The organism is Methylotenera sp. N17, from assembly GCF_000799155.1.
In the GTDB taxonomy this organism is placed as follows: domain Bacteria; phylum Pseudomonadota; class Gammaproteobacteria; order Burkholderiales; family Methylophilaceae; genus Methylophilus.
Genome location: NZ_JUGE01000001.1, coordinates 1838791 through 1861302 on the forward strand (window position 1 = coordinate 1838791; position 22512 = coordinate 1861302).

Annotated in this window: 21 protein-coding genes; 9 read left to right on the plus strand and 12 right to left on the minus strand. The window is 47.1% G+C overall.

Going from position 1 to position 22512, the window contains the following annotated elements:
- Window positions 1-14 precede the first annotated feature (14 nt).
- Window positions 15-944 (minus strand): polyprenyl synthetase family protein, encoded by a 930-nt coding sequence (locus FG11_RS08740; RefSeq protein ID WP_047536003.1) that lies wholly within the window; start codon window positions 942-944, stop codon window positions 15-17.
- Between the two features lie 301 nt (window positions 945-1245).
- On the opposite strand from FG11_RS08740, the gene FG11_RS08745 reads away from it, so the two are divergent.
- On the plus strand, window positions 1246-1467 hold the full coding sequence (locus FG11_RS08745) for a hypothetical protein (protein ID WP_020182702.1): 222 nt from the start codon (window positions 1246-1248) through the stop codon (window positions 1465-1467).
- Window positions 1468-1517: 50 nt separating this feature from the next.
- Here FG11_RS08745 and FG11_RS08750 read toward each other — a convergent pair whose 3' ends face one another.
- The 5 genes from FG11_RS08750 to FG11_RS08770 form a co-directional block, all read right to left on the minus strand.
- The gene (locus tag FG11_RS08750; protein WP_047534387.1) at window positions 1518-2579 is read right to left on the minus strand and encodes a sulfate/molybdate ABC transporter ATP-binding protein; all 1062 of its coding nucleotides are present in this window, start codon (window positions 2577-2579) and stop codon (window positions 1518-1520) included.
- 68 nt (window positions 2580-2647) lie between these two features.
- A complete protein-coding gene (gene cysW, locus FG11_RS08755) occupies window positions 2648-3547 on the minus strand; it encodes a sulfate ABC transporter permease subunit CysW (RefSeq protein WP_020182704.1) in 900 nt (299 codons plus the stop codon).
- A gap of 8 nt (window positions 3548-3555) precedes the next feature.
- The gene (gene cysT, locus FG11_RS08760) at window positions 3556-4389 is read right to left on the minus strand and encodes a sulfate ABC transporter permease subunit CysT (protein WP_025224778.1); all 834 of its coding nucleotides are present in this window, start codon (window positions 4387-4389) and stop codon (window positions 3556-3558) included.
- Between the two features lie 103 nt (window positions 4390-4492).
- On the minus strand, window positions 4493-5392 hold the full coding sequence (locus FG11_RS08765) for an EAL domain-containing protein (protein WP_047534390.1): 900 nt from the start codon (window positions 5390-5392) through the stop codon (window positions 4493-4495).
- A gap of 39 nt (window positions 5393-5431) precedes the next feature.
- Complete coding sequence (locus FG11_RS08770) at window positions 5432-6412, minus strand: sulfate ABC transporter substrate-binding protein (protein WP_047534393.1); 981 nt, start codon at window positions 6410-6412, stop codon at window positions 5432-5434.
- A gap of 261 nt (window positions 6413-6673) precedes the next feature.
- On the opposite strand from FG11_RS08770, the gene epsC reads away from it, so the two are divergent.
- The 3 genes from epsC (at window position 6674) to FG11_RS08785 (ending at window position 10478) form a co-directional block, all read left to right on the plus strand.
- Window positions 6674-7609 (plus strand): serine O-acetyltransferase EpsC, encoded by a 936-nt coding sequence (epsC, locus tag FG11_RS08775; protein ID WP_047534394.1) that lies wholly within the window; start codon window positions 6674-6676, stop codon window positions 7607-7609.
- Between the two features lie 69 nt (window positions 7610-7678).
- Complete coding sequence (locus FG11_RS08780; protein ID WP_020182709.1) at window positions 7679-8596, plus strand: family 2A encapsulin nanocompartment shell protein; 918 nt, start codon at window positions 7679-7681, stop codon at window positions 8594-8596.
- Entirely contained in the window at window positions 8583-10478 is a 1896-nt protein-coding gene (locus FG11_RS08785; RefSeq protein ID WP_047534396.1) for a family 2A encapsulin nanocompartment cargo protein cysteine desulfurase, read from the plus strand. The genes FG11_RS08780 and FG11_RS08785 overlap by 14 nt, the downstream gene beginning before the upstream one ends.
- Window positions 10479-10543: 65 nt before the next feature.
- Here the strand turns inward: FG11_RS08785 and FG11_RS08790 are convergent, their stop codons facing one another.
- The 5 genes from FG11_RS08790 to FG11_RS08810 all read right to left on the minus strand — a co-directional run bounded on the left by FG11_RS08790 (window position 10544) and on the right by FG11_RS08810 (window position 14604).
- Complete coding sequence (locus FG11_RS08790; protein ID WP_047534399.1) at window positions 10544-11038, minus strand: hypothetical protein; 495 nt, start codon at window positions 11036-11038, stop codon at window positions 10544-10546.
- 61 nt (window positions 11039-11099) lie between these two features.
- Entirely contained in the window at window positions 11100-11438 is a 339-nt protein-coding gene (locus FG11_RS08795; RefSeq protein WP_047534402.1) for a DUF2325 domain-containing protein, read from the minus strand.
- Between the two features lie 111 nt (window positions 11439-11549).
- Window positions 11550-12557 carry a sulfate ABC transporter substrate-binding protein gene (locus FG11_RS08800; protein ID WP_047534405.1) on the minus strand — a complete coding sequence of 336 codons (1008 nt, stop codon included), beginning with the start codon at window positions 12555-12557 and terminating at the stop codon, window positions 11550-11552.
- A 41-nt stretch (window positions 12558-12598) separates the two neighbouring features.
- Complete coding sequence (locus tag FG11_RS08805) at window positions 12599-14329, minus strand: alginate export family protein (RefSeq protein ID WP_047534408.1); 1731 nt, start codon at window positions 14327-14329, stop codon at window positions 12599-12601.
- A 77-nt stretch (window positions 14330-14406) separates the two neighbouring features.
- A complete protein-coding gene (locus tag FG11_RS08810; RefSeq protein WP_025224787.1) occupies window positions 14407-14604 on the minus strand; it encodes a YezD family protein in 198 nt (65 codons plus the stop codon).
- Between the two features lie 365 nt (window positions 14605-14969).
- On the opposite strand from FG11_RS08810, the gene katG reads away from it, so the two are divergent.
- Window positions 14970-17171, plus strand: coding sequence for a catalase/peroxidase HPI (katG, locus tag FG11_RS08815; protein ID WP_047534411.1), 2202 nt, complete (start codon window positions 14970-14972; stop codon window positions 17169-17171).
- Between the two features lie 84 nt (window positions 17172-17255).
- Here katG and FG11_RS08820 read toward each other — a convergent pair whose 3' ends face one another.
- Window positions 17256-18014: an SDR family NAD(P)-dependent oxidoreductase gene (locus FG11_RS08820; RefSeq protein WP_047534414.1), complete on the minus strand. Its 759-nt coding sequence runs from the start codon at window positions 18012-18014 to the stop codon at window positions 17256-17258.
- Window positions 18015-18132: 118 nt separating this feature from the next.
- Between FG11_RS08820 and FG11_RS08825 the strand changes: the two genes are divergently transcribed.
- The 4 genes from FG11_RS08825 (at window position 18133) to FG11_RS08840 (ending at window position 22502) form a co-directional block, all read left to right on the plus strand.
- The gene (locus FG11_RS08825) at window positions 18133-19029 is read left to right on the plus strand and encodes a LysR family transcriptional regulator (RefSeq protein WP_047534417.1); all 897 of its coding nucleotides are present in this window, start codon (window positions 18133-18135) and stop codon (window positions 19027-19029) included.
- A 148-nt stretch (window positions 19030-19177) separates the two neighbouring features.
- Window positions 19178-19834 carry a CerR family C-terminal domain-containing protein gene (locus tag FG11_RS08830; protein ID WP_029647645.1) on the plus strand — a complete coding sequence of 219 codons (657 nt, stop codon included), beginning with the start codon at window positions 19178-19180 and terminating at the stop codon, window positions 19832-19834.
- On the plus strand, window positions 19819-21369 hold the full coding sequence (locus tag FG11_RS08835) for an efflux transporter outer membrane subunit (RefSeq protein ID WP_052184996.1): 1551 nt from the start codon (window positions 19819-19821) through the stop codon (window positions 21367-21369). The genes FG11_RS08830 and FG11_RS08835 overlap by 16 nt, the downstream gene beginning before the upstream one ends.
- Window positions 21366-22502 carry an efflux RND transporter periplasmic adaptor subunit gene (locus tag FG11_RS08840; protein WP_025224791.1) on the plus strand — a complete coding sequence of 379 codons (1137 nt, stop codon included), beginning with the start codon at window positions 21366-21368 and terminating at the stop codon, window positions 22500-22502. Before FG11_RS08835 ends, FG11_RS08840 begins: the two co-directional genes overlap by 4 nt.
- The last annotated feature ends 10 nt before the right edge of the window (window positions 22503-22512 follow it).

Consider the following 22512-nt stretch of genomic DNA (forward strand, 5'->3'; position numbering starts at 1 on the left):
GTTTTTATATGTGATTAATATTGACGTGTAACTGAAAATTCGGCCAACTCAACCAACGCACGCTGGTGTTGGTTCTGCGTAAAAGGAGCAATCGCCTCACAGGCCAGATCCGCCTCTTTTCTTGCTACATTACGCACATACGCCAATGCACCGGTTGATGTTAACACTTCCATCACCGCTTCCATTTGCGTCAAATCCCCTTGGCTAATCGCCTCTTTGACAAGCGTTGCCTCTGTAGCCGTACCATGCTGAATGGCATACAGCAATGGCAACGTCGGTTTTCCTTCTGCCAAATCATTGCCTAGCTTTTTACCGATTTGTGCTGGGTCGCCGCTTAAATCCAGCACATCATCAATCAATTGAAATGCTGTGCCTAAACGCATGCCGTACTCGGCCAAGCCTTGCTCTTGTTGACTGCTTGCGCCACTCATCACAGCACCCAAACGGGTTGCAGCCTCAAACAGTTTGGCCGTTTTAAAGTGTATAACCTTTAGGTAATCCTGCTCGGTAATGTCTGCTTTACGCACATTCAGTAATTGCAACACTTCACCTTCAGAAATCGTATTGGTGGCCTCTGCTAGAATTTCCATCACCCGCATATTTTGCAGTTTGACCATCATTTGAAACGCACGTGAATACAGAAAATCACCCACCAATACACTGGCAGCGTTACCAAATACATGGTTCGCAGTGGATTTTCCACGGCGTAAATCAGACTCGTCCACGACATCATCGTGAAGCAATGTTGCGGTGTGTATAAACTCGACTATCGCAGCCAAATGATGGTGCTCTGCACGAATGCCTTGGAACATATTGGCTGATAGCAGTACCAACGCAGGGCGCAAACGTTTGCCACCACTATGGATAATGTATTCGGAGACTTGATTAATGAGCGGGACTTCGGAATGCAGCGACTGACGGATTACCGTATCGACTACGTTCATGTCGGTTGCGATATTGGTTTGAAATGAATTGAAAGCCACGGATGCGTCAACAATAAAGGTTCTAAATTACGCTGATTGCACAATGATCAGTTGCCATGATTTAGGTGAATGTGCGTTTTTGACTAAAAACAACGCTCAAACAATCACTTAACAAGGTTGGCTTTACTCAGCAAAGTGCGCATATTATCACGATTTAACCCTATGCGCATTAGTCATTGCCACTTCTCCAATGCATTAAAAAGGGGTAACATGAAATCGTCTGAAAGCGCTATTTTTGAGTGCATTTGCTAAGGAGTGAGTGATGATAAGAAGTTATTACATTGATTACCCGCAGGAACATATCGAAGGACAAGCCCATCGCTATCGTTGCCTTTTTTGCAAACAGGAAACCACCGCGATTAATGGTCATTTAGAGGGGCACGCCACGACCTGTACCTACCGTCTGCAAATGGAAAAAGCTGGGTTTGAATGCCAGCACAGTGATGCAGCCACACCAATGACAGAAGCAGACGATTACGATTAAGAAGAGAGGGCTATCGTTTTCAATACGTAGCAACCTCTCTCTTATAGCCTTTAGTGTTTTAGGAATACACGCACTTGTTTAGGTTGCAAGTATACCTGCGACCCTTCAATCAGTTGCAGTTGCAAGAATCGCTCTCTGGTCAACTCAGCCTCAATAATGCGTTCATCATCTTGGCTTTGTAGCTCCAACCTCACCAGCGGGCCTAGGGAGTGGATATAGTTCACCGTGGCAGAAAAACTAGGAGCGCCATTGGGTTCTTTGAGCACTTCAATATCATGTGGACGGATATAAGCCAACGCTGCGGCATCATCGACAGACTGATGCTCCACGCTATCCACCGTGACCTCATTGATGCTTGCACGCCCCTTGTTAACGCGGCTTTCAAACTCATTCACATTGCCCAAGAATTGATATACGAACGGCGATGCCGGTTGATCGTACACTTGCTGTGGTGAGCCAATTTGTTCTACCTTGCCATGGTTCATGACCACGATTCTATCGGCCACTTCCAGTGCTTCTTCCTGATCATGCGTCACGAATACGCTGGTAATGTGTAATTCGTCATGCAGCCTGCGTAACCAACGACGTAAGTCTTTACGCACTTTTGCATCTAAGGCGCCAAACGGCTCGTCCAACAACAACACTTTGGGCTCTACCGCCAAAGCACGCGCTAAGGCAATACGCTGACGTTGCCCGCCAGAAAGTTGTGGAGGATAGCGATCCGCCAGCCAGTCCAACTGCACCAGTCCCAGTAATTCACGTACGCGGCGGCGAATCTCCGCTTCTGATGGCCGCGTGGCTTTAGGGCGAACGCGCAAGCCAAACGCCACGTTTTCAAATACAGTCATGTGTCTGAACAACGCATAATGCTGGAACACAAAACCAACCTGCCGCTCACGCACATTTTTATCTGTGGTGTCATCACCATGAAACGCAATGCGCCCATCGTCAGCGGATTCCAAACCGGCGATAATTCTTAGCAACGTTGTTTTACCGCAGCCTGATGGCCCAAGTAATGCCACCAACTCACCAGAAGGCACATTGAAATTGATATTCTGTAAGGCGTGAAATTTGCCAAACTGTTTGCTGATATTGTTAATTTCAATACTCATATTTGCATTTCCCTATTTAATCCAGTTGTGCCCAGTTGGGTGCGTGTTGTATCCAATGACCGAAAGCATTAGCCGTTCGCTTCTTTCTCAAACTCAGCCGCATTCTTGGCAGACTGCCACTCAACAAATGTTTTGAGCGCCAACGTCACCAGTGCCAGCAATGCCAGTAGCGATGCCACAGCAAAGGCCGCTGCATACTGGTACTCGTTATATAAAATTTCCACGTGTAATGGCATGGTATTGGTCATACCGCGGATATGACCAGATACCACAGACACTGCGCCAAACTCACCCATGGCCCGCGCGTTGGTCAAAATCATGCCGTACAACAAGCCCCATTTAATGTTTGGTAGAGTCACACGCCATAAAATCTGCCAGCCGGATGCGCCCAATACCAGAGCAGCCTCTTCTTCATCTTTGCCTTGTGCCTGCATTAATGGAATCAGTTCACGTGCCACAAAGGGGAAGGTCACAAACACTGTGGCCAACACAATGCCGGGGATTGCAAAAATCACCTTCATGTCGTTGTCTATCAACCACTCGCCAAACCAGCCTTGCAAGCCAAAGATCAGCACATAAATCAACCCGGCGACCACTGGTGAAACAGCAAACGGCAAATCGATCAATGTAATGAGGACACTCTTACCTCTAAACTCAAACTTAGCAATGGCCCATGCTGCGGCTACCCCAAACACTAGATTCAGCGGCAAGGCAATGGCCGCGGCAATCAAGGTGAGCCAAATCGCAGAGAGTGCATCTGGGTCAATCAACGCACTAAGATAGGTGTCCCAGCCTTTACGCAGCGCCTCTGTAAACACAGCTGCCAGTGGTACAAACAAGAACAGCGTTAAAAATGCCAAGGCACTCGCAATCAGCGTCCAGCGAATCCATGCGGGCTCAGAAGTCGCGCGGCGATGCGCCACCTTGGTCTGATAGCGTACGTGTTGTGTAACGGTAATAGCGGTCATGAAACTTCCTATTCGATTGCTTCGGCGTTACGGCGGCTACTCCACCACTGCAAACCATTAATTGCGAGTAATAACAGAAATGAAATCAGTAGCATCACCACCGCCACCGCAGTCGCGCCGGTATAGTCATATTGCTCAAGTTTGGTGATGATAATCAGTGGCGTAATTTCCGACACCATAGGCATATTGCCTGCAATAAAAATCACCGAGCCATATTCACCAATGGCACGTGCAAAGGCCAATGCAAACCCAGTCATGAGTGCCGGCAACAGTGCAGGGAAAATAATCTTGTAAAATGTTTGCCAACGATTAGCGCCCAAGCTGGCGGCGGCCTCTTCGGTTTCGCTTTCCAAATCCTCTAATACTGGCTGCACGGTACGCACAACAAACGGCAAACCAATAAATGTCAGCGCAATCACCACACCCACTGGGGTAAACGCCACATGGATGCCGTTAGGTTCTAAAAAGCTACCAATCCAGCCATTTTTGGCATAGACCGCAGTTAAGGCAATCCCAGCCACAGCCGTGGGCAAGGCAAATGGTAAGTCGACCAAAGCGTCAATGAATTTTTTGCCAAAGAAATCATAACGCACCAATACCCAAGCAGTAAGCAACCCAAATACAGCATTGATAGAAGCACCAATAAACGAAGCGCCGAAGGTGAGTTTGTAAGAAGCCATGACGCGCGGCGCAGTCACCACATGCCAAAACTCAGAAAAACTAAGCTCTGTCGTTTTAATTAAAGCAGCAGAGAGTGGAATGAGCACAATCAAACTCAGGTACAGCAGTGTGTATCCTAGCGAAAGGCTGAACCCCGGTAAGACATTGGTTTTTTTGGACATAGTTTTTTTAATTGATGTAGGCGAAGGCAATATAACAAACTCTTTTATAACAATTAAATATTTATTTTTTATAACAATATTCAGTTTAATTATATTGATGTCGTTACGCGACCTGTTGTGCGAATTGTCGTTTAATCACTTCAGATGTACTGAGATGCCTGGCCGAGCTTGGGTGGCCAAATAAATACCCTTGAATTAACGTCGCACCGGCATCGACAGCCACATGCAACTGGGAGGAAGTTTCTACGCCGGTAATAATGGGCTTTGCCCCCAGCGTTTGTACAAAGTGCACCAAGCCAAACAACGCTTTACGCACCAAGGGATCATGTTCAGCTTGCTGAATCAACTGTAAGTCAAATTTAACGTAATCAGGGGCGATTTTCCATAAGCGGCTAACAAACGAATTGGCACTGCCAAACCGATCAATCGCAATCTTATAGCCACGGTCTTGATAGTTTTGAATGGCGGCAGCCAGTTGCTGCTCATATACAGCCAACTCTGTATCTTGTTTAAACGTATCAAAATCACGCACCTCAATCACAACACGCTCTGTCGATACCGCGTGATCATGCAAAATGCGTTCAAATACTTTACCGTGCTCATTCACGCGCATCAGCAAACTAGGGTGCACATTTAAAAACAGCAAGCCGTTTTCTTTAAAAATCTCGTGATAATTCAGTACATGCAAGGCCCTGCTAACGCGATCAAGCTTCACCAACTTGTCTGATTTATCGGCATAGGTAAATGCAAAATCCGGGGTGACTTCTTGAATATTGCCCAACTTGGGCCTGAGTAAAGCCTCATGTCCATGAAAGTCTCCCGACTGGATATCATAAATCGGCTGAAAAGCAGAGGCCAAATGCACGCCAGCAAACTCACTGGTATATTCACCGGTATGATTGGCTTCCAAGTTAAAGTCATCCAACTCCAATAACAGAGATGACTTTAACTTTTCGCCTAACGCCGCTAGGCGCGCTTTACTTTGTTTTCCACTTTGCGACATACGCTTTACTCTACTTCTCTACATCATTCCTGATTAATACTACTTTTGATAAATCTGGTCGAAAATTGCGCCATCGGCAAAATGCGTTTTCTCGGCATTGGCCCAACTGCCAAACAACTCTTCTACTTTAAAGAGTGAGATCGCATGAAAATCAGCTTGATGTTTTGCTGCCACTGCAGCAACTTGTGGACGCAGATGGTGATGCACAGCAATGGCCTGACCTTGTTCTGAGTAGTGGAAGTCCAAATATGCTTGCGCAACCGCACGTGTTTTCTTCTTATCCACGACTTTATCGACCAAGGCCACTGGATTCTCTGCCAAGATACTTAACGGTGGATACACCACTTCAAACTTGTCTGCACCTAACTCTTCTTGAATCAGAGTGACTTCATTTTCAAACGTCAGCAATACATCACCAATTTCACGTTGGGCAAAGGTAGTAGTCGCACCACGGCCACCAGTATCTAGCACTGGTACGTTTTTGAACAAGCTAGCAACGAACGCTTTTGCCTCTGCATCGCTACCGCCTTTTTTAAGCACATAGCCCCATGCGGCCAAATAACTATATTTGCCATTGCCCGAGGTTTTAGGGTTAGGGATAATCACTGACACATTGGCTTTCACCAAATCATTCCAGTCTTTAATCTTTTTAGGGTTGCCTTTACGCACCAAAAAGACAGAGGTTGAGGCGGTTGGCGCACTCTCATTGGGTAAACGCGCTTGCCAATCTTTAGGAATCAATTTACCGCGCTCATACAAGATATCAATATCCGGTGAGCGGTTCATGGTAATGACATCTGCAGGCAAGCCATCCACGACCGAGCGTGCTTGTTTGCTGGAGCCACCATGCGATTGTTTGATACTGACGGTCTCGCCGGTTTTCTCTTTCCAATACTTAACAAATGCTGGATTGAGCTCTTTATAAAACTCGCGAGACACATCATAAGACACATTCAAAAGCTCTGTGGCTGCGAACGCCAAGCTTGGCAATGCCAATAAAACAAGACTTAGATACCGCATGCATTACACCCCTTAAATTCCCATAAGGTGCTCAATATAAACAACCATCAAAATAATGTAAAAGAATATAAAATTATATATTTATAATAAAATTGTATAAATAAACTAACACTTTTTTACTTAATTTTAGGGTTTTTAGCGTATATTAGGCCCTTATTCGTCAATTGCTGACCAGACAACTGGAAGCCAGTGCGCCTAACTTAGGCCGCTGGCTTTTTTTATGCCTGTCGCTTTAGATTGCAACAGATACGAGAGGACATAATGACGCAACCACTTAACCAAACATTAGGCATTGCAGGCATTGTGAGTGAGTTACGTGAAGTACGCCTCACCTCGCTGGAACACCGCCACCGCCGTAACAATCCACCTAAACTGCCTTCTAGAAAATCTTTGCAATCCATTGTCGATGGCTTGTCTGCGGCGCTGTTTCCCAACCGTTTGGGCATGCCGGATCTACAAGAAGATGGTATTGATTATTTTGTTGGCCATACGCTAGACACGGCCTTACGTGATTTGTATGTACAAGTACAACTGGAACTCCGCTACGCATCCGATACTGAGCATTCCAAAGCACCAAGTAACACGACAGCACTAGACAAAGTACGCACATTCTCACAGCAATTGCCGCATATTCGTACGGTGCTGGATACCGATTTGAATGCAGCATTTGAAGGCGATCCTGCGGCACGTAGTTTGGATGAAGTGCTGGTGTGCTACCCGGGGATTGCTGCCATCATTCATTACCGTTTAGCGCATGAGCTACACAAACTGGGCCTGCCGTTGATTGCGCGGATTATCTCTGAAGTTGCGCACTCTGCGACTGGCATTGATATCCACCCTGGTGCCACGATTGGCAATGGATTCTTTATTGATCACGGCACGGGTGTCGTCATTGGTGAGACAGCGATTATTGGTCGCCACGTGCGCCTATATCAGGCCGTGACGTTAGGTGCAAAACGCTTTCCTACCAATGCACAGGGCCATCTCATCAAAGGCGATGCCAGACATCCGATTGTAGAAGACGATGTTGTGATTTATGCCGGTGCGACGATTTTAGGACGCATCACGATTGGTGCGCATTCTGTGATTGGCGGCAATGTATGGCTGACCAAAAGCGTGCCGCCCAACAGCAATATTACCCAAGCACAAACACAAGATGTGGCCAATGCCACACCACAACCATCTAACGCAACTTAGATAACGCAACTTAGATAACGCAGCTTAAGCAATCAAAATAGTAATCAAAATTTTTAACAGGAGAACACAATGACTGATATTCATCAAGCACACACCGCCCTAGGTGATGTTGCTGCACGCACGCTATCGAATGCGACCAAAACCGTACCCATGATGGGTACGATTACCCCTCGCTGGTTAGTGCATTTATTGCACTGGGTGCCAGTGGAGGCAGGTATCTATCGCGTCAATAAAGTCAAAGACCCAAGTGCAATTGAAGTTGACTGCTCGGCTAAAGATGAGCGTGAGATTCCTGCGACTTTTGTGGATTATGAAGAGTGGGGCCGTGAGTACGTGCTGAACGCTGTGAATACTGCAGTGGACGTGCATACCCGCGTTTCTGATTTATATAGCAGCCCGCATAACCAAATTAAAGAGCAATTACGCCTGACGATCGAGACTGTAAAAGAGCGTCAAGAGAGCGAACTCATTAATAACAAAGAGTACGGTTTATTGCACAACATCGTCGACAGCCAAAAAGTGAAATCCAGAACAGGCTACCCTACACCTGATGACTTAGATGAGTTATTGGCTAAAGTATGGAAAGAGCCTGCGTTTTTCTTAGCGCACCCACAAGCCATTGCGGCATTTGGTCGCGAATGCACACGCCGCGGTGTACCTCCACCAACCGTTGCATTATTCGGCTCACAATTTATCACTTGGCGCGGCGTACCGCTGATTCCTTGCGATAAATTACGCATCACCAATGGCAAAACAAACATTTTGCTGTTACGCACAGGTGAAAGCCGCCAAGGAGTGGTTGGGTTATATCAACCTAACTTACCAGGCCAGCAAACCATGGGCTTATCTGTACGCTTTATGGGCATCAACCATAAAGCCATTGCTTCATACTTGATTTCTTTATATTGCTCATTAGCGGTATTGACCGATGATGCGATTGCCGTGCTAGAGAATGTAGATGTAGGCAACTACTATGACTATAAATAATCCACACGATTTGGCCTCCTATGAACCAGAGGCCATACTCGCAGCATTGCCGGGTGACCACCCGCGCATGGCAGCGGCGTTGGCGCTTGGTCGCGAGGCCAGCCATACCGGGCACTTGGATGTGGCTGAACTCAGCCGTTTGGCCAATGAAATCTTTGCAGAAGGATTTCCAGCTGGCTCACCGTTCAAGCAGCAGGAATCTTTTCCGTCTAATGCCTCGTTGAGCCATATTGCCAGTGACAGCGTGTTACCAAATACGCAGTCACCAGCGCTCCCTGATGGCGACTTACGCGCTGCACTAGAGAATAGTTTGGCTACGCAAGCGCTACCTAATCATGAAGCCTTGCACCCACAGCTTGCACGACCTATATCTACACAGCCTACATTTGCATTGCCTACATTTTCACAATTGGGGCTTGCACACCAGGTTGTAGACATTGATCAATTGCTACTTGGCGCGGTAGATCCTTACCAATCTGAGCTAGCGCAGCTGTTTGGTAACAATGCATTGGCGGCTACGCCGCAAAGCGCGACTAGCCTTGCTTTGCCAGCTAGCGAGCAGTTACCGCTGTTACAAAATTCGCAGGCCTATTATTTTTTGGCGGAGACAGCTGCTCCAGCCACCAAATCCGTGCCTGCGTTTACCAGTGCACATCCCGCATTTGATGTGCATGCGGTACGCAAAGATTTTCCCATCTTGCGTGAATTGGTGAATGGCCGACCACTGATTTGGTTTGATAACGCAGCCACTACGCAAAAACCACAAGTGGTGATTGACCGCATCAGCCAGTTTTACCAGAATGAAAATTCTAATATTCACCGTGCTGCACATGCTTTAGCTGCGCGTGCAACTGATGCTTATGAAGAAGCCCGCGAAACCGTGCGACGCTTTATCAACGCGCCATCGGTGGATAATATTGTGTTTGTGCGTGGCACGACCGAGGCGATTAACCTAGTGGCCAAAACCTGGGGTAAAAAGCATCTGGGCGCAGGTGATGAGATTGTCATTTCGCACTTAGAGCATCACGCCAACATTGTGCCTTGGCAGCAACTTTGCCAAGAAACAGGTGCTGTGCTCAAAGTGGCTCCGGTGGATGACAGCGGCCAAATACTATTGGATGAGTACCAAAAGTTACTGACCACCAAAGTGAAATTGGTCTCGTTTACCCAAGTATCTAATGCCTTGGGCACTGTGACGCCAGCCGCAGAAATGATTGCGATGGCACAACGTGTGGGAGCAAAAGTATTGTTGGATGGGGCGCAGTCTGTATCGCACATGCGTACTGATGTACAAGCGCTAAATCCTGATTTCTTGGTGTTCTCCGGACACAAGATATTTGGGCCTACCGGTATTGGCGTATTGTATGGCAAGCAAGATGTTCTTAACGACATGCCAGCATGGCAAGGTGGCGGCAATATGATTCAAGATGTGACCTTCGAAAAAACGGTCTATCACCAAGCGCCAGCCAAGTTTGAAGCTGGCACCGGCAACATTGCCGATGCAGTAGGGTTAGGCGCTGCATTGCAATATGTTGAACGTATTGGCATTGAAAATATTGCCCGGTACGAGCACACATTGCTTGAGTACGCCACGCAAGCAATGAGCCAAATCGACGGTATCCGCTTAGTGGGTACTGCGCAAGACAAAGCCAGCGTATTGTCGTTTCAGCTCAGAGGTTATCAAAGTGAAGAAGTAGGTGCCGCATTGAACGAGGAAGGCATTGCTGTGCGTTCCGGGCATCATTGTGCACAACCAATCTTACGCCGCTTTGGTTTGGAAACCACAGTGCGTCCTTCTCTAGCGTTTTACAACACCACGGCTGAAGTAGATGCCATGGTGCGTGTATTACGCAAGTTATCCTCTGCACGTTATGTCGCCTAGTTTTATCTAAGCGATCATGCAAAAAAGGCTCAATCATCATGATTGAGCCTTTTTTATGTCCAAAATTAAAGTGAACTGAGCGCTTGCGAGAGCGCAACTAGATAATCCGTATTTTTTGTATCATGGTGTCCAGTTGCTTTGTGATAGGTTGTAGTGTGATACACAGCATTGGTGACAGCACGGACTTTCACAGTACGTGAAATTTCATGGCCTTGCTGATTAAAATAAATCACGGCGGGTAGCTGATCTTGGGCAAGGCCAAAACGTTTTAATTGCTGCTGAAAGCCCAGCCCTTCTGACGTAATAAATACGGGCGCGTAATAGCGATTACTTTCTACTTCGGTGAGCAGCTTATCGGTTAACGCGGTGGCATCCTCACCATGTGCGGCTATACCAAGAATAACGCCTTTACCACTTTGTTGAATTTTTGCGACTACGCGCTGCTCAATACTGGGCGAATTGGCAGGCTGGCCAACACTTTGTGCCGCCAGTAATATCCACGCCAAGATAAATACCGAGGCGCTGAGTATTGTTTTAAATTGTACGGATTGGAATGACATAGCAATCTCCTCACATCATGAATATTAAGGGGTTAGCTACATAGAATGAAGCTAAGTTAAACTAGACGACGATGAATGGTTGTAATGTCTTGCGACATCCAGACAACACTGCGCTGTCTTGCCCTAGCTGTTTCATGAGATGTTCGCGTGCATGTGTGAGATTGGTGGCATAGACAATTTTCAATTGTCGCTTGCTAGCCGCACGCTTAATTGCGTAAGTGAATGAGTGGTTGATCCAAGAAGTGACCAACACCACTAATTCGGTATTCTGAGGGATTTTTTTGTGATGGTCCCCTGCCTTACGGCCAGACCAATGTTCAATATCATGATGACCATATTTGGAAACGATCTTTTTAAGACCATCAATCTGATCACCGCCTACGATTAATACTGTACTCATGATAAGAGTCTCCTAATAAGCCCGGACCGAATTGTGTTCGGAACCGGGCATGTCAATCTTAGCTAACTTATTGTTATTAAATAATCTTGTTATTAAATAATTTTTGTTACTTTACTTTTGATAGATCTCGTCAAACACACCACCATCGGCAAAGTGTGTTTTTTGCGCTTTTTGCCAGCCACCAAATACATCGTCAATTTTGATCAGGCTAATACTTGGGAATTGCTTCTCGTATTTTTTAGCCACAGATTCCAATGTTGGACGATAGTAGTTTTTAGCAGCAATTTCCTGACCTTCTTCAGAGTACAAGTACTCCAAATAAGCTTGTGCCACTGCACGTGTTTTACGTTTATCCACAACTTTATCAATCACAGTCACAGGCGGTTCTGCCAGAATAGAAAGCGTAGGCACGACGATTTCAAACTTGTCCGGACCTAACTCTTTTTGCGCTAAGAACGCTTCGTTTTCCCATGAGATCAATACATCACCAATACCGCGCTCCACAAAAGTCGTCGTCGATCCACGTGCACCGCTGTCTAACACCGGCACGTTTTTGAAGATCTTCTTCACAAAGTCACGTGCTTTTGCATCGTCGTTATTGTTGTGTTTAAGCGCATAGGCATACGCTGCTAAATAATTCCAACGTGCACCACCTGATGTTTTCGGGTTAGGTGTAATGACAGAAATACCTGGTTTAGTTAGATCATTCCAGTCTTTAATGCCTTTAGGGTTACCTTTACGCACCAACAATACAATTGTTGAAGTGTAGGGTGAGCTATTGTGCGGTAAACGTTTTTGCCAATCTTTCGGAATCAACTTGGCTTTGGCACCAATCTCGTCAATGTCGTATGAAAGTGCAAGCGTCACCACATCAGCTGCCAAGCCATCAATCACGCCACGTGCTTGCTTGCCTGAACCACCGTGCGATTGTTTAATCGTCACGTTATCGCCAGTTTTTTCTTTCCAGTGTTTAGCAAACGCTGCGTTGTAGTCTACATATAACTCACGGGTCGGGTCATAAGAGACGTTAAGCAAGCTAATGTCTGCCGCCCATGTTGCCAACGGCACAAACAGTGCGCCAATCAGCAAGGTTTTTTTCAAAATATTTAATGTTTGCATTATGTTTTATCTTTCTCTTTGTACTTAATTAAGGCGCCTAATTAAAAGCCCAATAAAGTGAGTTCGGTGTAGAAGAAGTTTGAGCTGTCTGAGCGATTTTGGTCAAAGGCAGTGCGATTTGCTGCCGTAGCACTTACCGCATCTTGTACAAAATCACCGGCCCAGAAATGCGCGTAGCCTAAGTTAAGCGAAGCATATTGATTCAGTGGGAAACGTACCCTTAAGTCATACTCTTTACCCAAATCTCTGCCAGACCTGCCACTTGCATCCTGTAAGTTGTTACCCGCAGCCCAACGGTCTGTCGCATCATCTAAGTGATACCAACTGAAGCCAGTGTCGACTTTTACGTTATCCAGGAAAGGTACTTTCGGATCAAACTCAACACGTACTTTGGCCGCACGGATATTGTTCATTTGCACATAGTCGTTGTTAGACCAAGGGCGCGCAAACCCAAACAAGCGGTCAAAACCTTGCGCATCAGAAGTATCGGTATTGGTGTTGCCTCCTGATACATGGTCACCACTGGCAACGCCGTAAGAAGCACTCAAACGTGGTTTCCATGATTGCTTGGCGAAGGTGTAGCCAATTTCCGCATTATAGGCATAAGCATCATGATCGACAGTAATATAGCGGCCAGCGGGTACCGTAGTGCCGATAAAACGCTCTACATGCCCCCATTGTTTATTGTAAGCAGCATCGTAGTCCCACTGTGTACCCGGAATCACGCCATATACGCGGATACCACCAGTGCTCACTTCCCGATCAATACTCGCTCTTGCCTGCTGTATCGCAGTGTAAACAGTGCGATCGTTATACGCTGAGCCGTTACCGTCATACTGAACCTTGCTACCATCCTGCTTCAGATAGAAGTAGTATGGTTGTATCGTCACGTATTCAGACCAGCCGCGCCAATCGCCCACAAGACCGTAAAATTTCTGAGCGTGATCGATTTTATCCAACTGCGAAGTAAAGCGCTGTATCGGTTGTACTGCAAACGCCTCTAACTGCCAGTCATTTTTCTTCTCACCAATATTGGCACGAACACCCTGGAAAGTATTCGTTGTGTTGCGCCATTCGTTACGCGCAATCAAACGGCGATCCAAGTCTTCCCAAGCTAAACGACCACCACGCACCCAGAATGGACGGCTATTCCCTAGATCATCTTTCCCGAAAATACTGTCTTTGTAATACAGTTCCAAGTAAGCCTGCAGAATGTCTGCATGGTCGATATCTCTTGGATCGCTAGACAAGCGACGATCAGTGCTGTCGTTGTAATCACTGTGATTACGACGAGAATCTTGCAATTCAACGGCGAAACGGAATGGGTCAAGAATATTTTTCAAGCCCACATAAGCACGTGAACGCAGTAAGAGTGGGTCATCAATGTTTTCTCGTGCACGACGGAAATCGTTTTGGCGGCTCTCATAACGCGCACGATACTCAAAACCAACATCTAGCCAATCTACATCGGAAAATGCATCAAAATCTTTCAGCCAAGTTTTGTTGGCCTGTTTGACATACTTAGGTGGCTCGGTTTCTTTTTGTGTGCCATAACTGCGGCGCTCAACGTAGTAACCATTTGCGGCTTTGGCAGCGGCTTTTTCTTCGGCCTTGATTTCCTCTAAACGCGCTTTGACTTTTTCCTGTTGTGCAACATCCTCTTGCGTGGCCTCTGCGGTGACAGCAGCCGCGGCTTCCTCACTCCAGCCCAAAGCTGGGTTTAAGATCATCCCTGATAATGCTAATGCGCGAATAATTGTTTTATATTGCATTGTGTTCAACTCCTAATCGTCTTCCAGTGGTCTGGTCAATGGTTTTTAATGATTGGTTTAGCGCCAGATGCTGGTAGCTATTTTTTAAAAGCAGTTGATTTTGTTTCAAACCTGACTTTTTCACGACGCTCAATTTGCGTCACACGTCCATCGTGCACAGTGATTTCTACGGAGCCATACCCGGTTTGCTTTTGTATCAAAGAAATTGCATTGGCAATGGCTGTTAATACAGCTTCGTCATTTTCTTGAGTGAATTTTGGTTGAACTAAGCTCATGGGTTTGTATTCCCTTTAAAGAATTTCTGCACTTTAGCAAACCCATTTAATAATTAAAAATACTTTATTGTAATAACCATATAACTATTAATAATATTAAAAGCATATATGTAGTACCTATACATAACGGTTTCAGCTACAACGAGAAAAGCTAGCCCAACCCAAGCAATACAAGTGTTCATGATTTTTCTTAGCTGTCATTCATGAACAAAAACATACACTCGTTTTCTAATCGGTTCATGATGTCATTGTTGTTAAGCAATCAGTACAACACTGAACGTGTATCCTGTGACAATGGCATGCGTGAAAGATGGCTCAAGTACATGATGCTTTCATCAATAACGACTAACAAATAAGCAAAGGAGATGGCCTTGTCTACACAATCAAAATGTCCGTTCTCAGGCGGCGTACCCAAAAATGCGATTGCCGGTGCGCATACCAACGCCGACTGGTGGCCTAACCAGCTAAATACCAAACTTTTAAACCAGCATTCGCCATTACTAGACCCCATGGGGGATGACTTTAACTATGCGGAAGCATTTAAAAGTCTAGACTTGAATGCAGTGATTGAAGATTTACATGCTTTGATGACAGACTCCCAAGACTGGTGGCCTGCCGATTACGGACATTACGGTCCGTTTTTTATTCGCATGGCTTGGCATGCAGCAGGCACCTACCGTATTGCAGATGGCCGCGGTGGTGCGGGCTCTGGCACACAACGTTTTGCACCACTCAATAGCTGGCCTGACAATTGCAATTTAGACAAAGCACGTCGGCTACTCTGGCCCATTAAACAAAAGTACGGCAAAAAACTCTCATGGGCAGACCTGATGATGCTCACAGGCAATGTGGCGTTGGAATCCATGGGGCTCAAAACTTTTGGTTTTGGCGGTGGCCGCAAAGATGTTTGGGAGCCAGAAGAGATTTATTGGGGGCCAGAAGCAGAGTGGATGGGAGACCAACGTTACACCGGTGACCGTGAGCTTGAGAATCCGCTAGGCGCAGTACAAATGGGCTTGATTTATGTGAACCCAGAAGGGCCGAATGGCAACCCCGACCCGATTGCCTCTGCACGTGACATCCGTGAAACCTTTGCGCGTATGGCCATGAATGACGAAGAGACTGTGGCACTCGTCGCTGGTGGGCACACCTTTGGCAAGTGTCACGGTGCCGCTGCGCCAACGCAATATGTAGGGGCGGAGCCAGAGGGCGCAGGTATTGAAGCACAAGGGATTGGCTGGCAAAACAGCTTTGGTACAGGTAAGGGTGTACATACGATAACCAGCGGATTAGAAGGCGCATGGACCACGCACCCCACCCAATGGGATAACGACTATTTTGATATTCTGTTCAAATTCGATTGGGAACTCACGAAGAGCCCAGCCGGTGCACGCCAATGGATACCAAAAGGCGGTGCTGGCGCTGGCACCGTGCCCGATGCACATGACCCGACGCTACGCCACGCGCCGATTATGTCCACTGCTGATCTCGCACTGAAGATGGACCCAGTTTACGAGAAAATTTCTCGCCATTACCATCAACACCCTGCCGAGTTTGCAGATGCTTTTGCAAGAGCTTGGTTTAAGTTGACCCATCGCGATATGGGTCCTATCTCGCGCTATCTTGGCCCGCTTGTGCCGAAAGAAACACTGATCTGGCAAGACCCAGTACCTGCGGCCAATCATGCATTAATCGAAGAGCAGGACATCACTGGATTGAAAGCAAAGCTGCTGACATCCGGGCTTTCTATTGCACAACTAGTGACCACCGCTTGGGCATCTGCATCTACTTTCCGTGGCACTGATAAACGCGGAGGCGCCAATGGTGCGCGTTTACGCCTTGCGCCACAAAAAGATTGGGAAGTGAATCAGCCGGCCGAACTCAGCGTAATCTTGCAAACACTATCGGCCATCCAAGCAGAATTTAACGCTGCGCAGTCTAGCGGTAAGCAAGTATCGCTTGCTGATTTGATTGTATTAGGCGGATGCGCTGCGGTGGAAGAAGCCGGCAAAAAGGCTGGCTATAATGTCAAAGTGCCGTTCTCACCCGGCCGAACTGACGCGACACCAGCGCAAACTGATGCTGATTCATTTGCTGTGCTCGAGCCGACCACAGATGGATTCCGCAATTATGCCAAAGCTGGGTTTGCATCCACCGCAGCAGAACGTCTGCTAGACAAGGCCAACCTGCTCACACTGACGGCGCCAGAATTAACAGTGCTGATAGGTGGCTTACGTGCGTTGCATGCCAACTATGGGCATACTCAGCATGGTCTGTTTACGCAGCGTCCGGAAGTACTCACTAACGACTTTTTTGTGAACCTGCTGGACATGAGTACCCAATGGCAAAAATCATCTAGCGCTGAAGGCGTATTTGAAGGTTTGGATCGCGCAACCGGTAAAGTTAAATGGACAGCGACGGTGGTGGATTTAATGTTTGGCTCTAACGCCCAACTACGTGCTATTGCTGAGGTTTATGCAAGCAGCGATGCACAACATGCTTTCTTGCGTGACTTTGTAAAAGCATGGGACAAAGTCATGCGCTTAGATCGCTTTGATTTGGCATAAGTATAGTTAGCCAGTTGCAATACAAATCCTAGGCGAGATACATACAGCATTTGCATCTCGCCTGGGCTATCGTTTTATCGTTTATTAGATGAGCATCCCTCCAGACACCTCAATTCTTTGCGCATTTACCCAACGATTATTTTCCGATAACAAAGCGGCAATCATTGGGCCAATATCATCTGGCACCCCTACTCTACCAAGTGCCGTTTGAGAGGCAATGTAAGCATTTACTTCTTTGTTATCACGCACCAAGCCGTCACCAAAATCTGTTTCAATCGCGCCGGGTGCTACGGTATTCACATTGATTCTGCGTGCGCCCAACTCTTTGGACATATACCGTGTGAGCACTTCAATACCACCTTTCATGGCGGCGTATGCGCTGTACCCCGGCAAAGCAAAACGTGCTAAACCACTGGAGATATTGATAATGCGGCCGCCATCATTTAACAGCGGCAACATTGCTTGGCTTAAAAAATAAGTCGATTTGAGATGTATATTCACCATGTCATCAAACATCGCTTCGGTCGTTTCTGCAAAAGGTGCTGTCACACCAGTGCCCGCATTGTTGACCAAATAATCAAACCGTTCCGTTTGCCAATTGCTTTGCAACACTTGCTGTAAGCGCGCGGCAAAATCTGCAAATGATTTGGCATGCGTCACATCTAACTGCAAAGCAGCTGCTTTGCGCCCCATGCGCTGGATCTCAGCCACCACGGCCTCCGCTGCATCTTTTTTGCTGTGATAGGTCAGCACTACATCAATCCCTTGTGCAGCCATCGCCAACGCCGTATTTTTGCCAAGACCACGGCTTGCCCCTGTAATCAGTCCAATGTTGACTTGCATGTTGTTTCTCCTATGGTTGTGAATCAATGAACGTCATTCTATTGATTAATTAATCAGTGATAAATATGCAATATTTGATTACACTGTTCATAATAAATTAACAATAAACAGTATCTATATGGACAATACCGAAGCGATTAAACGCTTTTTAAGAGTAGCCGAATTAGGCAGCTTTACACGCGCAGCAGACGCATTAGGCTTACCCAAAGCGAGCATCTCACAAGCTATTCAACAATTAGAAACAAAGCTAGAAACGCAGTTACTCCACAGAACCACCAGAAAAGTACAACTCACACCAGATGGTCAGCTGTTCTATGAGCGCGGCAAAGATGTGCTCAGTGAGCTAGATGAGCTGGCATCGCTTTTTTTAACAGATGATCGCAGCGTGCAAGGGGTCATCCGTGTGGATATGTCACACCCAATGGCCAGACAGCTAGTCATTCCTCATTTGCCGGAATTTTTTCAAAAGTACCCCAACCTCCATATTGAATTGAATAGCAGTGATCGGCATGTCGATTTGATTGCGGAAGGCTACGATTGCGTCATTAGAACTGGCAATCTTGCGGATTCCGGGCTGATTGTGAGAAAAGTAGGCGAGATGCGGCAAACTAATTTTGTGAGCCCTGCCTATATTGCTGCACATGGCGAACCCAAAGAGTTGAAGGATTTAGACAAACATTTGCTAGTACATTACAACGTGAGTGGTGGCCAAAAATTTGATGCTTTCGAGTATTGGGATGGCCAACAATGCCAGAAAGTTTCTATGCAAAGCCGCATCACTGTAAACAACACAGATGCTTACCGAGCGGCATGCATCGCAGGGCTAGGGGTAATGCAAGCACCACTACTAGGCGCACAAGAGTATCTACTTACTGGCCAATTGGTTGAGGTGCTGAAAAACTATACAGCACCGCCTATGCCTGTTTCTATTTTGTATCCACATCGGCGCAATTTATCCAAGCGCGTGCGTATCTTGATGGATTGGCTGAGTGATTTACTTGCTCAGCACTTATAAAAGTGATTCAAGGTGGCACGTAAGTTCAAGGCGCCCTAGTTATCAGCCCGTTACAAACATCTTCCAATCAACATAAAAAATCGCTTGATTCAAACACTTGTTTGAATTTACACTACACTTTTAAAACAAACGTTTGATTTATTTTTTAATGTCCACACCCAATCCCGACATTCAGCCACGCGAAAATATCTTGCTGACCGCCCTCAAGCTGTTTTCAGAGCAAGGCTACGAACGTACCACCGTCCGGCAGATTGCCAAGACCGCTAACGTCAACGTATCCGCTATTTCTTATTACTTTGGCGATAAGAATGGTTTGTACAAAGCTGCTTATACCGAACCAATGGGCTGCCCTAGCGATGACATTCCTTTGTTTGACCAACAGGATATGTCACTGGAGCAGGCATTAACTGGCTTATTGAGTGGCTTTGTTGAACCGATGAAGCAAAACGAACTGGTTCGCCAGTGTATTCGCTTGCATATGCGCGAGATCATTGAGCCCACTGGTTTGTGGCGAAATACCATTGATAACGAAATTACCCCCCATCATCAAGCGCTACTAACCGTACTCAAACAACATTTGGGATTAGATAACGCAGATGACGACTTGCATCGTTTAGCGTTTTGCATCGTGTCTATGGGTGTGCATTTATTTGCGGGGCGTGACGTGATTGAAAAGCTTTGTCCGCAACTGATTGAAACAGAAGCGGCGCTGGATATCATGCTTGAGCGCATGGTGATGTTTGCAATAGGCATGATAGAAGCTGAAACTGCGCGCAGAAAGGGGCGGGTATGCAGCAACAGCTAATTTCACGGTTATCGCCGGTCATCATCGCAAGTATATTAAGCGGCTGCACATTATTGGATGGGCTCACCCAAAAATATAATCCATTCAACACCATTGCCGCGACACAACCACCCACACAATGGCAAGCACCACTGCCACATGGAGGGCAGATTAAACATCTGAATGAGTTCTGGCAGCAATATCCTAATCCGGTGCTGCTAGACCTGATTACTCAAGCCCAAATGCAAGCACCGGATGTCGCCACCGCGGTTGCCAACATGGCCGAAGCGCGTGCTAACCGGGTGAAAGCGGGCGCTAACTTACTGCCTAAGCTAGATGGCACCTTAAGCGCCTCACGTAGCTTGCAGCAACCTAAAAATACGCAACTCAAAGGGGGTGGTAGCGCAGTCGGCGGTGGCGGATTTGGATTTGCCAATACCAGCCCAACCAATACTTATCAAGCCAATCTGCAAGCGTCTTGGGAGTTAGATTTATACGGCAGCAATAGCGCTTTACGCAACGCCACCATCGCCCAAGAGCATGCTGCCAATGCAAGCTGGCATGAAGCCCGCGTCTCAGTAGCGGCAGAGGTTGCCACCAGTTATTTCAATTATGTCTTGTGCCGCCAACAATCCACACTGCAGGATCAAGTATTCAGCTCTAGTGAATTCACAGCCAAATTGACAGAAATTGCTTATCAGGCCGGGTTTAAAGATGCCGGCGAACAATCTACGGCTATCGCCAATATGATGGATGCAAAGCAACAAGCCAAATACCAAGTTTCGCAATGCGAACTGGAAGTCAAAAACCTGACGGCACTCACCTATTATCCGGAGCCTGAATTACGCCAAAAGCTCGCCACTGCAGAAGCCAATACGCCACAGTTGGATTTGGACCGCTTATTCGTGATTGAAGAAATTCCAGCCACGGCCATACGGCAGCGCCCGGATATTTATCGCGCAGAAGTCGATGTGATACGTGCAGCGGCAGATATCAAGCAGGCGGTTGCAGACCGCTTACCAAGTGTGAGTTTGCAAGGTTCTATCGGTTGGCTTAAAACCACCAATATGACATTTGAAAGCAAAGGACGAGTATGGTCGCTAGGGCCGATTCAGCTGACCTTACCTATCTTTGATGGCGGCGCGCTCAAAGCCACGCAAGACACGGCCGAAGCACGCTATCTTGAAGCTTCTGCCAAATATCGTGGTGCTATTCAGAACGCTGTAAAGGAAACAGAAACAGCATTGGTAAACTTGCACGATACCGGAGAAAGACAGCAAGATGTGTTGCAGAGCTTAGACAAACTGGCTACCAGCCTGCATCTTACCGAGGCTAAAGAAAAGGCTGGTTTTGCTAGCAAACTAGAAGTGGAAGAAGCCAAACGCAATGTATTACAAGCACAAAAAAACGCCCTGACCTTACAGCAAACGCGCGCCAATGCTTGGCTCAACCTTTATCGTGCCGCCGGGGGTGGTTGGCAATCCCCAGCACAGCAAGCCCAACCTTTGGACAATGCATCTGATCAATCACATGCCGAAAAGAAAGAAGCCTCATGAGCTCGACACAAAAAAAGAAATACCTACGTACCTTATTCTGGATAGTTGCAGCGGGCATTGTGATTGTTGGCATTCAGCAACTGATAAGCCATCAGGCCGCAGCGCCTACCCCTGCGGATACCGACAAAACCACGCAAGCAGTAGGCAAGCCCGCATTGACTGTTGAGCAAGTAAAACCGCAGCGCACCATGATGCATCAAACCATCATTGCCAACGGCAGTGTCGCGGCCTGGCAGGAGGCCATCATTGGCGCAGAAGTCAACGGACTGGCCATTAAAGAAGTGTTGGTCAATGTAGGTGACACAGTCAAGCGCGGGCAAGTGATTGCGCGCTTTAACGACAGCACCATACAGGCAGATCTGGCACAAGCACAAGCCAATGTGGCTGAAGCCAAAGCGGCGATGATTGAGGCGGAAGGCAATGCGCAACGTGCGCGCAGTATTCAAGACTCAGGCGCACTGAGCAAGCAGCAAGTGGATCAATACTTGAGCACAGAGGCCAGCACCAAAGCACGCTTTCAGTCTGCACAGGCAGCTTGGGATGCACAGAACATCAAACGCACACAAACCTTGCTGCTCGCGCCAGATAACGGCGTAATATCCAAACGCGATGCTACCGTAGGCCAGGTCGTTTCTTCCGGGCTTGAGCTATTTCGCTTGATTAGGCTAGGCAGAATCGAATGGCGTGGTGAATTCAATGCAGAAAACATCAGCAAAGTGCAAGCCGGGATGGCCGTTAAACTCACTTTGCCAGACAGCAGCCAAATCACTGGCAAAGTGCGCACACTGGCGCCAACTGCGGACAGCAATACCCGCAACACACTGGTATATGTAGATATCCCTAATCAACAGGCTAGACCGGGGATGTTTGCTAAAGGTGAGATTCAATTGGCAGCGGCTGAGACCAACACCCTGCCCTACAGCGCAATTGTGATGCGTGATGGCTTTAATTATCTGATGCAGATAGACGACAGCCATCATATTCACCAAATCAAAGTCACACTGGGCAATAGAGAAGGCCATTTGGTGGAAATCCTAGACCTGCCGGATGCCAACGCAAATTATGTGGCCAGTGGTGGCGCATTTTTATCGGATGGCGATCTGGTGCGCATTGCTGAGACTGCTGCCCATTAACACTGCGGCC

Coding starts and splice junctions, on each gene's coding strand:
- cysW (WP_020182704.1), bottom strand. CDS start 3,547: ATGACCGCTATTACCGTTACACAACACGTACGCTATCAGACCAAGGTG.
- FG11_RS08835 (WP_052184996.1), top strand. CDS start 19,819: ATGCAGCAACAGCTAATTTCACGGTTATCGCCGGTCATCATCGCAAGT.
- FG11_RS08790 (WP_047534399.1), bottom strand. CDS start 11,038: ATGTCATTCCAATCCGTACAATTTAAAACAATACTCAGCGCCTCGGTA.
- FG11_RS08765 (WP_047534390.1), bottom strand. CDS start 5,392: ATGTCGCAAAGTGGAAAACAAAGTAAAGCGCGCCTAGCGGCGTTAGGC.
- FG11_RS08820 (WP_047534414.1), bottom strand. CDS start 18,014: ATGCAAGTCAACATTGGACTGATTACAGGGGCAAGCCGTGGTCTTGGC.
- FG11_RS08795 (WP_047534402.1), bottom strand. CDS start 11,438: ATGAGTACAGTATTAATCGTAGGCGGTGATCAGATTGATGGTCTTAAA.
- FG11_RS08800 (WP_047534405.1), bottom strand. CDS start 12,557: ATGCAAACATTAAATATTTTGAAAAAAACCTTGCTGATTGGCGCACTG.
- FG11_RS08780 (WP_020182709.1), top strand. CDS start 7,679: ATGACTGATATTCATCAAGCACACACCGCCCTAGGTGATGTTGCTGCA.
- FG11_RS08825 (WP_047534417.1), top strand. CDS start 18,133: ATGGACAATACCGAAGCGATTAAACGCTTTTTAAGAGTAGCCGAATTA.
- epsC (WP_047534394.1), top strand. CDS start 6,674: ATGACGCAACCACTTAACCAAACATTAGGCATTGCAGGCATTGTGAGT.
- cysT (WP_025224778.1), bottom strand. CDS start 4,389: ATGTCCAAAAAAACCAATGTCTTACCGGGGTTCAGCCTTTCGCTAGGA.
- FG11_RS08830 (WP_029647645.1), top strand. CDS start 19,178: ATGTCCACACCCAATCCCGACATTCAGCCACGCGAAAATATCTTGCTG.
- katG (WP_047534411.1), top strand. CDS start 14,970: ATGGCCTTGTCTACACAATCAAAATGTCCGTTCTCAGGCGGCGTACCC.
- FG11_RS08750 (WP_047534387.1), bottom strand. CDS start 2,579: ATGAGTATTGAAATTAACAATATCAGCAAACAGTTTGGCAAATTTCAC.
- FG11_RS08785 (WP_047534396.1), top strand. CDS start 8,583: ATGACTATAAATAATCCACACGATTTGGCCTCCTATGAACCAGAGGCC.
- FG11_RS08770 (WP_047534393.1), bottom strand. CDS start 6,412: ATGCGGTATCTAAGTCTTGTTTTATTGGCATTGCCAAGCTTGGCGTTC.
- FG11_RS08810 (WP_025224787.1), bottom strand. CDS start 14,604: ATGAGCTTAGTTCAACCAAAATTCACTCAAGAAAATGACGAAGCTGTA.
- FG11_RS08745 (WP_020182702.1), top strand. CDS start 1,246: ATGATAAGAAGTTATTACATTGATTACCCGCAGGAACATATCGAAGGA.
- FG11_RS08805 (WP_047534408.1), bottom strand. CDS start 14,329: ATGCAATATAAAACAATTATTCGCGCATTAGCATTATCAGGGATGATC.
- FG11_RS08740 (WP_047536003.1), bottom strand. CDS start 944: ATGAACGTAGTCGATACGGTAATCCGTCAGTCGCTGCATTCCGAAGTC.
- FG11_RS08840 (WP_025224791.1), top strand. CDS start 21,366: ATGAGCTCGACACAAAAAAAGAAATACCTACGTACCTTATTCTGGATA.